The 13,420-nt window shown below is 56.5% G+C and carries 12 protein-coding genes; 2 read left to right on the top strand and 10 right to left on the bottom strand.

From position 1 onward, the window contains the following. Together ABNH10_RS06705 and ABNH10_RS06700 are read left to right on the top strand one after the other, a co-directional pair. Positions 1-115: transposase (locus tag ABNH10_RS06705; RefSeq protein ID WP_349385206.1), on the top strand; the 115-nt coding region annotated here is incomplete at its 5' end. Positions 116-327: 212 nt separating this feature from the next. Continuing rightward, entirely contained in the window at positions 328-765 is a 438-nt protein-coding gene (locus ABNH10_RS06700) for a MarR family winged helix-turn-helix transcriptional regulator (RefSeq protein ID WP_349385204.1), read from the top strand. Positions 766-941: 176 nt separating this feature from the next. On the opposite strand, the gene acs is transcribed toward ABNH10_RS06700, so the two are convergent. The 10 genes from acs to ABNH10_RS06650 all read right to left on the bottom strand — a co-directional run bounded on the left by acs (position 942) and on the right by ABNH10_RS06650 (position 13,309). Continuing rightward, positions 942-2,879 (bottom strand): acetate--CoA ligase, encoded by a 1,938-nt coding sequence (gene acs / locus ABNH10_RS06695; protein ID WP_349385203.1) that lies wholly within the window; start codon positions 2,877-2,879, stop codon positions 942-944. A gap of 355 nt (positions 2,880-3,234) precedes the next feature. Then, positions 3,235-3,615 carry an aspartate 1-decarboxylase gene (gene panD, locus ABNH10_RS06690; RefSeq protein ID WP_349385202.1) on the bottom strand — a complete coding sequence of 127 codons (381 nt, stop codon included), beginning with the start codon at positions 3,613-3,615 and terminating at the stop codon, positions 3,235-3,237. A gap of 89 nt (positions 3,616-3,704) precedes the next feature. Next, positions 3,705-4,562 carry a pantoate--beta-alanine ligase gene (gene panC / locus ABNH10_RS06685; RefSeq protein WP_349385201.1) on the bottom strand — a complete coding sequence of 286 codons (858 nt, stop codon included), beginning with the start codon at positions 4,560-4,562 and terminating at the stop codon, positions 3,705-3,707. A gap of 109 nt (positions 4,563-4,671) precedes the next feature. Beyond that, a complete protein-coding gene (gene panB, locus ABNH10_RS06680) occupies positions 4,672-5,460 on the bottom strand; it encodes a 3-methyl-2-oxobutanoate hydroxymethyltransferase (RefSeq protein WP_349385200.1) in 789 nt (262 codons plus the stop codon). 166 nt (positions 5,461-5,626) lie between these two features. Next, positions 5,627-6,328 carry a deoxynucleoside kinase gene (locus tag ABNH10_RS06675; protein ID WP_349385199.1) on the bottom strand — a complete coding sequence of 234 codons (702 nt, stop codon included), beginning with the start codon at positions 6,326-6,328 and terminating at the stop codon, positions 5,627-5,629. Beyond that, entirely contained in the window at positions 6,288-6,815 is a 528-nt protein-coding gene (gene folK, locus ABNH10_RS06670) for a 2-amino-4-hydroxy-6-hydroxymethyldihydropteridine diphosphokinase (RefSeq protein WP_349385198.1), read from the bottom strand. The genes ABNH10_RS06675 and folK overlap by 41 nt, the downstream gene beginning before the upstream one ends. Continuing rightward, a complete protein-coding gene (gene pcnB, locus ABNH10_RS06665; protein WP_349385197.1) occupies positions 6,815-8,227 on the bottom strand; it encodes a polynucleotide adenylyltransferase PcnB in 1,413 nt (470 codons plus the stop codon). Before pcnB ends, folK begins: the two co-directional genes overlap by 1 nt. A 608-nt stretch (positions 8,228-8,835) precedes the next feature. Beyond that, positions 8,836-10,164 carry a sigma-54-dependent transcriptional regulator gene (locus tag ABNH10_RS06660; protein WP_349385196.1) on the bottom strand — a complete coding sequence of 443 codons (1,329 nt, stop codon included), beginning with the start codon at positions 10,162-10,164 and terminating at the stop codon, positions 8,836-8,838. 36 nt (positions 10,165-10,200) lie between these two features. Then, entirely contained in the window at positions 10,201-13,143 is a 2,943-nt protein-coding gene (locus tag ABNH10_RS06655; protein WP_349385195.1) for an ATP-binding protein, read from the bottom strand. Next, positions 13,133-13,309 (bottom strand): hypothetical protein, encoded by a 177-nt coding sequence (locus ABNH10_RS06650; RefSeq protein ID WP_349385194.1) that lies wholly within the window; start codon positions 13,307-13,309, stop codon positions 13,133-13,135. Before ABNH10_RS06650 ends, ABNH10_RS06655 begins: the two co-directional genes overlap by 11 nt. Positions 13,310-13,420 lie beyond the last annotated feature (111 nt).

Raw genomic sequence — 13,420 nt, 5'->3', positions numbered from 1 at the left:
GCTTGAAGGAATGAACAACAGGATCAAGGTCATCAAGAGGATGGCGTACGGCTTCCGGGATAACGACTACTTCTTCATGAAGATCAAAGCCGCTTTTCCCGGAATTCCGCGATGAACCAAAAAAAAGCGTGGCATGACGCATGCTGTTTTTATGATGTGGTCTTGTGTATAGGGCGGTTATCCAGCGTGCGCAATAGATGCGGGATGACAGAACTCTGTCTGTCGGGGCGGTGTCTGATGAGCTGTACGCAATGGATTCCAGGGTAAGGGTATGACAATTGTTGTAAGGGTGCTTATGATAAATGCGACCAGCTAGAGGAATTATTCATGGCCAAAGATGTGACCGTCGGTCTGGTGCTACACGATGTGGCGCGAATGATGCGCCGGGATTTTGACCGGCGGGCACGCAGTGCGGGGCTGTCGCGGGCGCGCTGGCAAGTGTTGTGGCACTTGTCACAGCGGGAAGGGATTCATCAGGCTGCTTTAGCGGAGCGGTTGGATGTGGCGCCGATCTCCCTGGCCCGGCAGGTGGACCGGCTGGAAGGGGAAGGGCTGGTTCAGCGCCGCGCCGATCCGAACGATCGTCGACGTTGCTTGCTGTATCTCACTGACGCGGCAAAACCGGCGCTGGACTCACTACGGGCCAAAGCCGCGCAGACTCGGCAACGAGCCCTGGATGGCCTTGGCACTGAAGACGTAGAGGCATTGCAGCGTGTACTCGAAGCCATGCGCAGTAACCTCAGTGACCATAATAGCGAAGACTAAATACCCGCTTACTGGTAGTTACTGGTGGGTGCCGGAAGAGAAAGGGCTGGGATGGTGGTGAATGTGTATCGCAGCGGGGCAGGAGAAGGCTCGACACTGGGCTGGCTTGGCTGGCAATTTAGGCACAGCAGTAATGAAAACGGCGCAGAAATTGCGCCGTTTTCTTCTGTGGCGACTTACGTGTTCTGCCGGGTATCGATGAGTTGATCGACAACGCCGGGATCAGCCAAGGTGGAGGTGTCGCCCAGGCTATCCAGTTCATCGGCGGCGATTTTGCGTAAAATACGGCGCATGATCTTGCCAGAACGAGTTTTCGGCAAGCCCGGTGCAAAGTGAATCAGGTCGGGCTTGGCGATGGGCCCGATTTCCTGTGTCACCAGATCGCGGAGAGCCTGAACCAGCTCTTCGCTCCCTTCCTTGCCGGCCATTAATGATACGTAGGCGTAGATCCCCTGCCCTTTAACGTCATGCTGGTAGCCCACCACGGCCGCTTCAGAGATGCTGGGGTGTAGTACTAGGGCGGATTCGATTTCAGCTGTGCCTAGGCGATGGCCAGACACGTTGAGCACGTCATCCACCCGGCCAGTAATCCAGTAGTAGCCATCCTCGTCGCGGCGGGCGCCGTCGCCAGTAAAGTAGCAATCCTTGTAGGCACTAAAGTAGGTATCAATCAGGCGTTGGTGGTCGCCATAGACGGTGCGAATCTGGCTAGGCCAACTGGTCTTGATCACCAAGTTGCCGGAGGCGGCGCCGTTAAGTTCGTTACCGTCCGAATCCATCAGGCCGGGTTGCACCCCGAACATGGGCAGGGTGGCAGAACCGGCTTTCAGGTCCACTGCGCCGGGCAAAGGCGCAATCATGATGGCGCCGGTTTCAGTTTGCCACCAGGTGTCTACAATCGGGCAGCGGCTGTCACCGACCACCCTGTAATACCACTCCCAGGCTTCCGGGTTGATGGGTTCGCCCACTGTGCCCAACAGCTTCAGGCTGGCGCGGGAGGTTTGCTCCACGGGGGCATCGCCCAATCCCATGAGGGCGCGAATAGCGGTAGGGGCAGTGTAGAAAATATTTACCTTGTGCTTGTCGACGACTTGCCAGCAGCGTGAGGCGTCGGGGTAGGTAGGCACGCCTTCGAACATCAGCGTGGTGGCGCCATTGGCTAGCGGCCCGTAAACAATGTAGCTGTGCCCGGTGATCCAGCCCACATCGGCGGTGCACCAGAAGATGTCACCGTCCTGATAGTCGAACACGTATTTATGGGTCAGGGCACTGTTGAGCAAGTAGCCGGCGGTGGTGTGAACGACCCCCTTGGGTTTGCCGGTGGAGCCAGAGGTGTAGAGGGTGAATAACGGGTCTTCAGCCTCGACCCACTCCGGCTCGCAATCGCTGGAGGCATCAGCCATGGCCTCGTGGTACCAGATATCTCGCGGTGCTTGCCAATCAACATTTCCGCCGGTGCGCTGTACGGTCAGGCAGGTGTGAACGCAGTCGACACCGTCTAGGGCCTTGTCTGCATTCACTTTCAGCGGGATGGTTTTGCCCCCGCGTACCCCTTCGTCGGCGGTAATCAGAGCACAAGCCTCAGCATTGAGAATGCGGTCTTTCAGGGCTTCCGGCGAGAAACCGCCAAAGACAACAGAGTGGATGGCACCAATACGGGCACAGGCCAGCATGGCGTAGGCCGCTTCCGGGATCATCGGCATATAGATGACGACCCGATCGCCTTTCTTCACGCCTCGCTTCTTGAGCACATTGCCGAACTTGCTCACTTCCTCGAACAGCTGTTGATAGCTGATGTGTTTGTCCTGGTCCGGCTCGTCGCCTTCCCAGATAATGGCGGTCTGGTTGGCCCGTTTCGGCAGATGGCGGTCGACGCAATTATAGCAGGCGTTAAGGGTGGCTCCTTTGAACCAAGCGGCACGGCCTTCGCTAAAATCCCATTCGCTGACCGTATCCCACGGCGTTTTCCAGTCCAGAAACTGTTTGGCGCGATCGGCCCAGAAGGTGTCGGGATCATTAATGGATTGGGCGTACCACCGATCGTAAGCCTCGCGGTCTAGCAGAGTGTGTTTTTTATAGTCGGCGGGAACAGGGTGAATATGTACTTGGGACATTAGGGCCTCCTTGGGATACTGCCTGCCAGTTTCCATCATTATTATGGCTGCGCCCTCCCGGGTGTATTCCACCATGGTCTTATATTAGAGAGGCGAGCTGGCGTAAACGTTGTACTCTAAGAGTAAACAAAGCGTTGCGTGATGACCAATGCTCAAGCGGCTAAGAAGGTTGGCCGTTAAAAAGAAAAGGCAGCGGGAAAAAGTGTCGTCGCGGGGTGGAGGGTGAAGCGCAGGGGGCGTCAAGTCGCATAGCGTAAGGCGGTGGGCATCAAGCGCCGTGCATGCCGCGGCCGCAGAATAGAAAAAAACGCCGGCAAAGCCGGCGTTTCATTAATAATTCACTGCGAATTCGGGATCAGGCAACCTGAACCGGAATGGCATTGCTGGTGCCTTTCACTTCGTTGCCTTCAGCCATGTAAATCAGGCTGGGTTTGAAGTTGATCAGCTCCGCGCTGCTGTAGTTGGCGTAGGCGCAAATAATCACGCGGTCGCCAGGCTGAGCCTTGTGGGCAGCAGCACCGTTGACGGAGATAATTTTGGACCCGGCTTCGCCGCGGATTGCGTAGGTCTCGAAACGTTCACCGTTATCGATGTTATAGATCTGGATCTGTTCGTATTCCAGGATACCCGCCATGTCCATCAAATCACCATCAATGGCGCAGGAACCTTCGTATTCAAGTTCCGCGTGAGTGACACGAGCCTGATGGAGTTTTGCTTTCAGCATGGTGCTCTGCATGTTGGTTACCTCTCAAGCGACCTGAAACCTGCTGTATACGCCGTATTATGGGCATGCAGGCACTTCAAGGGGCCGGAATTATGCATGAATCACCAGTCACGCACAACGGCCAAGGATATATTGTCGATCAATCGTGTTGACCCCAGTTTAGCAGCCACCGCAACGATTAGGTGAGTATCGTCTGGGCCAGCGGAAGCAAGGGTTCTGGCGTTGGCGATGGAGAAATAATCGACACTGAATCCGGCTGTATCGAGAGACTCCCGGATACGGGTTTCCAGGGCGCGGTAGTCTTTGTCGCCGCTGTCGATATTGGCCTTCACTTGTTGCAGGTGGGCGTAGAGCTGGGGCGCGAGTGTGCGCTCACTGTCGCTCAGAAAGCCGTTGCGGGAACTGCGTGCCAGGCCGTCAGTTTCGCGGCTGGTAGCCGCGCCGACAATCTTCACTGGGAACAGTAGCTCTTCACACATGCGGCGCAGAATGGCCAGTTGCTGGAAGTCTTTTTCACCGAAGACGGCCACGTCCGGTTGGACGATGTTGAGAAGCTTGGAGACTACTGTGGTGACGCCTCTGAAGTGCCCTTCGCGACTGGCTCCGCACAGGTAGTCCCCCAGTTGATACACGTCCACCCAAGTCTGGTTCTGGCCCAGCGGGTACATCTCGTCCACTGACGGCGCGAACAGTAGGTCTGCACCGGCTTCGACGAGAGCGGCGGCGTCGGCATCCAGAGTGCGTGGGTAGCGGTCGAAATCTTCGTTAGGCCCGAACTGGGTGGGATTAACAAAAATCGATACCACGACCACATCGCAACGCGCACGGGCTTCATGAATTAGACTGATGTGGCCTTCGTGCAGGTTGCCCATGGTGGGAACAAAGCCCACGGAGTGGCCTTTGTTATGCCAGTCACGTACGTGTTCTCGTACTTGGGCGACGGAATGAACGGTTTGCATTAGGGTCCTCAGAAGATAAGACGTACAAGTCGCGGAAGGCGTTCTGGCCATCGACGTGCTTTCGGGCCTACCGGTTATGTCATGCCTTGATTCGCGTTGTCGGGCTATCTCAAAAACAATGTTCGTCGGTGGGGAAACTGCCGTCTTTCACAGCGTCATCATAGGCCTTGAAGGCTGCGCGCATATCGCCAGTGTCGTCCATAAAGTTACGGACAAAACGGGCAGGTTTGCCGGGGCTGATGCCAAGCATGTCATGCATCACCAGCACCTGGCCGTCGCATTCCGGGGCGGCCCCGATACCGATGACCGGTGCGTCGATCTCACGGGTAATTTCTGCGCTGAGCGCCCGCGGTACGCATTCCAGCACAAACAGAGCTGCGCCTGCCTGATCGAGGATTTTGGCGGCGTTGAGCAGCTCTGCGGCGCCGTCGTCATCTTTACCTTGCACCCGGTAGCCACCCAGTGAATTCACCGCTTGTGGGGTCAAGCCCAAATGCGCGCAAACGGGAACACCGTTACGGTTGAGAACCTCGATGGCTTCAGCCAGCCAGGCGCTGCCTTCCAGCTTTACCATGTTGGCGCCGGCTTGCATCAGCGCGGTGGCAGCGTCCAGCGTGCGTTCCAGAGTGGCGGCCCCCATAAAGGGGATGTCGGCGATGATCAAACTGCCCTGGTTGCCCCGGGCCACGCATTGGGTGTGATAGACCATTTGCTCCAGCGTAACCGGTACAGTGCTGGTCTGGCCTTGGATAACATTCGCCAGCGAGTCGCCGACAAGCATCGCTTCCACGCCAGCTTCGGAAATGAGCCGGGCAAAACAGGCATCGTAAGCGGTGAGCACGGAAAACTTGCCACCGTCCTGTTTGCGCTTTTGCAGGGTTCGAATGGTGATGGACATGGGATACCTCCCAGGGAAATTCAGGGGCGAACTACATGCTTCAAGCTACAATACGGTCAAGTCGGCCAGTTCTTTGGCATATGTGCTCGCGCGACTTGGTGCGGTTTCCTGGCGTCAGTGCGCACAGGGCCATGTCGTGTTGTAGCTTGTAGCTCGAAGCTGGTTTTCAGCCTACCAGTGGCCGAGGGTTAAAATAGTGGCGACCGGAGCGGATGTCCAGTAACTCGTTGATCAGTTGCTGGTAGTCGCGATCGTGGTTAACCAGGTCGATCTCCGCTGCGTTGACGATGAGCAGCGGGGCGCGGTCGTAAAAATGGAAGAACTCGGTATAAGCGTTACTGAGTTTATCCAGGTAATCGCTGGTGATGCCCTGTTCGAAATCGTTGCCCCGCTGGCCTATACGCTGGCGCAGCACCTGATAAGGGGCTTGCAGATAAACCACCAGGTCCGGGCGGGGAGCGTCCACCGTCAGGTGGTCATCAACATTGCGATACAGCTGGAATTCGTCTTCATCGAGAGTGACTTGAGCAAACAGCCTGTTTTTGTCGATCAGGAAATCTGCAACCCGCGGGCCGGCAAACAGGTCCTGTTGCTGGACTTGCCGCAGCTGGTCTGCACGCTGAAACAAGAAAAAAAGTTCGGTCTGTAGCGCGTAGCGGGCCGGGTCCTGATAGAAGCGGGTCAGGAAAGGGTTGTCGTCGGCTTGCTCCAGCAATAAGTCGTAACCAAAGGTCATGGCCAGTCGTTTGGCGAGGCTGGTTTTGCCAGCGCCTATGGGCCCTTCCACGGCGATAAAGCGGGGCAGGGTGCCTGCTTTTCGGCGTTGCTCAATCCGTTCGGTGAGGGTTTTCTCGTTCGATGAGTGCATCGCGATCCAATTCGGCCAGCGGTAAAAGCGCTTGTTCGGTTACCTGACTGAGAAAACTACCCAGTGTAGTGCCATCGGGCAAGTGGCAGTGAGGCGCGATTTCCAACAGGGGGTGAAGTACAAAAGCGCGCTGGATCATTTGCGGGTGGGGAATCTGAAGGTCGGTTGTGTCAATGCATTGATTGCCGAATAAGAGAATATCCAGGTCGAGGGTTCGCTCGCCCCAATGACGTAAGCGTTGGCGGCCGGCGGCCAGTTCCAGTGCTTGCAGGCTGTGCAGCAAGGCATGGGGCGTTAGCGAGCTGTGTACCTCGGCGACAGCGTTGACGTAATCGGGCTGGTCCTGCGGCCCGATAGGCGCGCTGGCATATAGGCGGGAATGGTGCTGCAGGGTAAGGCCGGGCAGACGTGCGATGGCCTGCAAGGCACTGGTTAGCCGTTGTGCAGGCCGATCCAGATTGCTGCCAAGCCCGATAAATGCCTGCATTAATTATCCGCAGCGGGCTTTGGCCGGCGCCGGCGCCGGCGACGCTTGTTGCCTCCTGCGCCCTGGTTGCCTAGCTGGCTGATCATTTCCCGGCGGCCACTCTCGTCTTCTTCTTGATACCGGGTCCACCAGTCGCCAAGCCCCGGTTGGATTTCGCCGCATTGTTCACGCAATAACAGAAAATCGTAGGCGGCGCGGAAGCGCGGATGTTCCATCATCGCGTCGGCCCGGCGCCCGGCGCGCTTGTCTAGGCGCAGCTGTAGCTCCCACATTTCCCGCATCACGGTGGAGAAACGACGCGGGATGGCGGTGTGCTTGATTTGTAGATTGAGGGCTCGGGTGGCGGACTTGTGCAGTGCCTGTGCCGGGGGAAGGCCACTGGACAAGTAGTCCGCAAAACGCTGCTGGATCACCGGCCACAATAACACCGCATAGATAAAGGCCGGTGTGACTGGCTTGTCTACCAGTAGACGGCGGTCGGTGTTATCCATGGCGGCCAGTAGCATGGCCTCCCACGTCTCGCCTTGGTCACTTTCCAGTGCCTGTTGAGTTTCCGGGAACAGAAAACGGAACAGGCCCAGTTCCTGTAGCTGTTCATACGATGCCCGGGCGTGGCCGCTGAGAAAGAGTTTTAGGACTTCGTCAAATAGACGAGCGGAAGGTACCTGCAGTAATAGTTCGGCCATGTCAGGGATGCGACTGGCGGTACTTTTTTCAATTTCGAAGCCCAGTTTGGCGGCGAAACGGGCCGCGCGCAGCATGCGTACCGGGTCTTCGCGGAAACGTTGCTCCGGGTCACCAATCAGGCGGATTATTTCCTGGTTAATGTCTTCCATGCTGTCGGCAAAATCATGCAGCGAGAAATCGGCAATATTGTAGTAGAGGGCGTTGATGGTGAAATCGCGGCGCAGGGCGTCTTCTTCAATGCTGCCCCAGGTATTGTCGCGCAATACCATGCCGGTTTCTTCGTGGGCGTGGTGTTTGTTCCTGTCCTGATTGTCGTCGCTGGCTTTTGCCCGAAAGGTTGAAACTTCAATGACTTCGCGGCCAAAGCGTACATGCACGATCTGGAAACGACGACCGATAATCCGGCTGCGTTTGAATAAACGCTGCACTTGTTCTGGAGTGGCATTGGTGGAGACGTCGAAATCCTTGGGTTCGCGTCCGCAGAGGATGTCGCGTAGGCAGCCTCCGACCAGATAGGCTTCAAACCCGCCCTTGTGTAACCCGTAGAGCACGTTCAGAGCGGCCCGGGAGACTTGCTGGCGGGAAATCGGATGTTGGTCACGGGGAATGATGCGCGGTCCCGGGCGTTCCTCTGTTTTTGGGGAACTCCTGGTAAGGCAGCTGGTCACACGTTGATAGAAAGAACGTAACCAGTGAACAAGATGTTCCAGAAACTTAACAAGCATGCGCAATAGGAAACCTTTGAACGATAAAGCGGCGATGGTAGCATTTTACTGGAGCGTGGAATATAAAGAGGTTCGCTGAGGTGATTTTGGCGTGTTAAGTGAAGTGTGAAACGCCTTTTTTAAGGTAAAAAGGGTTAAAGTAAAAAGGAGCCACAACCGAAGTTGTGACTCCCATATTTTGCGCTGATTCTGTTTATTATTATTGTTCGTGTTGTTTTCTGCTTTGTCGCTGCAATCATCAGTTACAGCAGCACTGCATTAGCTCGTGAAATTATTGTTCTTCTTTCTTGTTGTTATTGTTTGAGCCTTTAACGCCGCTGTTCTTGTTGTTTGTTGGCGTGGGATTCATAGTGCCCGTCCTCCTTCATCAATGCAACGCCTCAAAAAGCGCAATTAAATCATCGTCTTGCGTGGGTTTTGTGAAATTGACCTTAAATGCGCCCGGAGCCCGGTAACGTTTGTGTTACCTGCCTGTGTAGAGGGGTAACACTTAAGCCCCTTTTGGGGGGGCTCTGTCCTATTTCTCTTTATCGGCGCTCTCCTCAAGGAACTTTTGAGTTGACCGTTATGCCTTTCTGGCCAGTCTTTGCGGCCACTCCCGGGCTGTTTTATCGCCGAATACTGGATTTCTTGCGCGGTATACCCAGCCGTTGGCGCCGTTCCCATAGGCTTTTCCGGCTTATGCCCAGCTTCTGGGCTAGCTCGGTTTCCGTCATGCTGTCCTGATTTTCCATCACGAATCGGGTGAAATAATCTTCCAAAGACAGGTCTTCGCTGGGGTCTAGGCTTGCCCGGCTGACTCGCTGGGGGGTGCGGTTGGGGTTTAGCCCCAACTGAGCGGGCCCCAGGCCGTCTTCTTCAGTGAGAATAATGGCTCGTTCAATGACATTTTCCAGCTCTCGTACATTACCGGGCCAGCTGTAGCGATACATGGCTTCCAAGGCCTGTGGTGTAAAGTGCAAATCAGGGCGGTTGAGTTTCTCACTGCCCCGTGCCAATAGCGCATTAGCGAGAGGCTCAAGGTCTTCGTGTCGGTCACGGAGCGGTGGAAGGGTTAGCTCCATGACGTTAAGCCGGTAATACAGGTCTTGACGGAAGCTGCCGTCAGCAATCCGGCCAGGTAAATTCAATTGGCTGCTGGCAAGAATGCGCACGTCGACACGGCGCGGGGACAGGGACCCTTGCCGGTGAATTTCATGATGGGTCAACAAAGTTAACAGGCGGCTTTGCACATCGCTGGCCAGCTCTCCAACTTCATCAAGAAACAGGGTGCCACCATCAGCCTCTTCGATTCGGCCGGGCTGCTCATCATCGCCGAAGAGTTCGGTAAGCTGCAGGTTTTTGGGAAGGGCTGCGCACTGTATTGATACGAGGGGGCCATGGGTACGTTCGCTGTGCTCGTGTAAGGCGCGGGCGGTGAGTTCTTTACCTGTGCCTGCTTCTCCCATAATCAGAACCGGGGTGTTGGTGGGCGCCACGCGGTTGATGCGGTGTTTGAGTTCCTGCATGGCAGGGCTATCACCGATCATATTGCGGACAGGGAAACTGCGTTCCAGGTCTCGGCGCAGGGCGCGGTTGCCTCGGTTCAAGCGGCCTTCTTTTAACACCCGGTCCACGGCGAGCAGCATTTCATCGTGGTCGAAGGGTTTGGGAATGTAATCCACCGCGCCCAAGCGCATGGCGTCCACTGCAGAGCGCAGGCTGGCATAGCTGGTCATGATCAGCACCGGCGTATTGGCGGCCGCCTCAATCAGGGCGGTGCCGGGTTCGCCTGGCAGGCGCAGGTCACTAATGATCAGGTCGAATTGATTGAGGTTATATTCGCTGGCCTGCTCCACGGATTCCGCGTCTTCTACCGAATGTTCATGGCGCACCAGCAGCTTGCGCAGGGCGCCGCGAATAATCGGCTCATCTTCAACAATCAGAATGTGACTCATGAATGACTTGATCCTGTCCTGTCTTTCAGCAGCGCATTACACCCCTGATGTCGGGGTGTACATGGGAAGCCGGATAATAAACCGTGTGCCACCTTGGTCGGTAATCGGGCTTTCCGCCTGAATCGATCCCAAGTGTTCTTCGATAATACTGTAAACCAGTGCCAACCCAAGGCCTGTTCCCCGGCCAGGCGGTTTGCTGGTGACAAAAGGTTCGAACAGCGCGTCGCGCAGTTCATCGGGAATGCCGTGGCCTTGATCTTCCACAATCACATTCACTACTTGATCGGTGGCATCGCTGAGAATGACGACCGGTTGTTTATCAACACTGGCGTCGGCGGCGTTGCCCAGCAGATTGATGAAGACCTGCAGCAGGCGTTGTGGGTCGCCCTGTACCCAGTGCTCGGCTTGGCTCTTGTTGCAGAAGGGTTGCTGTCGGTGGTCTGGGTCGAGCAACAACAGCGACACGGCTTCGTCCACGGTGTCGCGGATATTCACCGGGACATGTTGGCTAAGCTTGATGCCCCCGGAATGGCTGAAGGTCACCAGTGATTCCACGATACGGGTAATGCGGCGGGTCTGTTCGAGAATTTGCTGGCTGGATTCCTGTTGTTCCTCGGCATCGGTTTCGCTGTCCAGATTTTGCGCCAGGCAGGCAATGGCGGTAACCGGGTTGCCGATTTCATGGGCGATCCCGGCAGCGAGACGGCCGATGGAGGCGAGCCGCTCGTTATGGGCCAGGTGGGCTTCCATGTGGCGCAGTTCGGTAATGTCTTCAATCACCACCACCTGGCCGCCGGCTTGTTCCGAGGTGCCGGTGCCGAGGACTTCGGATTTATGCAGGCTGAGCCAGCGGGTCTGGCGGTCCACTTCTAGCGATTGCTGCGGCTGGTGCGGGTTGTCATCACGACTGAACTGGGTCAGGAAGTCGCCCCAAGGTGAAACCAGATCCGCCAGTCGGGAGCCGATGGTGTGGGCGGCAGTAATGCCTGTTAATTCTTCCATAGCCCGGTTCCAGCCGATGATTTCTCGGTCTGCGCCCAGGGAAATAACGCCCATGGGGAGCTCCAGCAGCGTTTGGCGGTGGAAGCGGCGCAAGCCATCCAGTTCGGCTGCAAGGCCGGAAAGTCGGTCGCGATATTGCTCCAAACGGGACTCGATAAACTGAATGTCTTCGCTGGAGCTTTGTTCTTCTTCGGGCAGATAAGGCAGGTGATCATCCATCAACTGGTGCGATACCGAGGGCCCAAGCAGACCGGACAGGTTGGTTTCTAGTTGGTCGCGCAAGCGTCGTAGGGCGTAAGGACGAGTTTCTGTGCGCGACAGACGCAGGTCGCGCAGCGCCATTTCCACTTCGCGGGTGGCGGTGATTGGACCTAGTGGCTGGCTCAAGGCATCAATGAAGTCGTCCACGCTCTTGGCGACCAGCTCCCAACGATAAGGGCGCCGTAAGCTGTCCACTGCACACGCTTGCGCGGCGTTTTGTTCGGCCTGTGACATAGGGGTAACAATGGACACGATGGCGTACAGCAGCGAGTTGGCCGTAACCGAAGCAATGGCTGCATGGTGCCATTGGCTGGCGCCGGTCTGGAAACGCATGCCCAGTAATTCCATCAGCCACTGAAATTGCCACTGCGGGTAAGTGATGGGCAACAGCAACAGCAATAGCCACAGCAAAAAGCCAATGACAAGACCGGCGAACAGACCGCTGCGGTTGCCGGAAGGCCAAAACAGAGCGCCGATCAGCCCAGGGACAAACTGCAGGGTGGCAACGAACGACAATACGCCCAGTTCTACCAGGGTGTGTTCGGTGCCGGTGAAGCGGTAGAACAGGTAGGCGAGGGCGAGGATGGCGGCGATCAGAATACGCCGGGTCCACAGCAAATTACGGTACAGGTTCTGGCCCTGATGCAGCGGGCTGGCGGGCAACACTAGGTGATTCAAACACATGCCGGAGAGGGCCAGGGTAGCCACAACCAGCGTACCGCTGGCACCAGCCAAGCCGGCAATATAGCCGAGAATGGCGCCATGCCCGCCGGTTACCATGCCGATGCCCAGCGCATAGTAATCCGGGGAGGTGGGTGCGTTGCTGGCGGCGGCGGCCCACAGGATCAACGGGACGCACAGAGCCATGGCCAGGAACATTAGCGGTAATGCCCAGCTGGCGGTGATCAGGGCGCGGGGGTTCAGGTTTTCGGTGAACGCCATATAAAACATGTGTGGCAACACCACGGCGGAGACGAAAAACGCCATGATCATGGAGTGCCAAGTGCCATCTTTTAGCGGGTAATACAACCGCGACAGCATTTCTGGGTGATCATCTAGCCAATTTCCCAGGCTTTCCGGACCGTCAAAGACGCCATACAGCCCGAGTAGCGCGACGGCGCCGAAGGCGGTCAGCTTGATCAATGATTCCATGGCGATGGCCACCACCAAACCCTCGTGTTTTTCCCGGGCAGTTGCATGACGGGCGCCGAACAGGATGGCGAAGATCACCATCATCAGACAAAAGCCGGCGGCCAAATCGCGCGGGTCGGAGGTGCCACTGAGGATCTGGATGGATTCCGCCACCGCTTTCAATTGTAGCGCCAGCAGGGGTAACACACCGATCAACATGATGATCGTGGTCATGGCGCCGGCCAAGCGGCTGCGATAGCGGAAGGCGAACAGGTCTGCCAGGGAACTCAGTTGGTAAGTGGCGGTGAGGCGCAGGATCGGTGCCAGCAATATGGGAGCCAGCAGAAAGACCCCTGAGATGCCCAGAAAATAGGACAGGAAGTTATAGCCGTATTGGTAGGCATAACCCACGGACCCATATACAGCCCAAGCGCTAGCATAAACGCCCAAGGAAAAAACATACACGGCGGGGTGGCGGACCAGCCTTGCCGGCAACCAGCCGCGTTCGGTGATCCAGGCCACCATGAACAGAAAAAAAAGGTAGCCACAGGCAATCAGGATAAGGTCGCTGACACTATAGACCATCGACATCCTTAATTTTGGCAATCCAGTAGCTTAACGCAATCAGGCCTAGCCAGATTAGGTAGGGGCGGTACCAAGCGCGCCCACCTTCGCTCCACCATTCAATAATGGCTGGAGATAGCAGGTAGGTGCCGAGAATAAAAATAATAAGCAGGCGGTCGGTGTACATAGGTGGTTAAGGCCCTCTGGTGCAAGAGCATACGTTAGGGGGTGAGGTGTGTAAAAGCAGGACTGGGTTGAATGTCTTGGATAAAAAGCTGAAACGTGGGATGGGCCGCTT

Origin of the sequence: Alcanivorax sp. (assembly GCF_040119285.1) — a bacterium.
GTDB lineage: Bacteria > Pseudomonadota > Gammaproteobacteria > Pseudomonadales > Alcanivoracaceae > Alcanivorax.
This window is presented reverse-complemented; position numbering and strand designations above follow the sequence as displayed.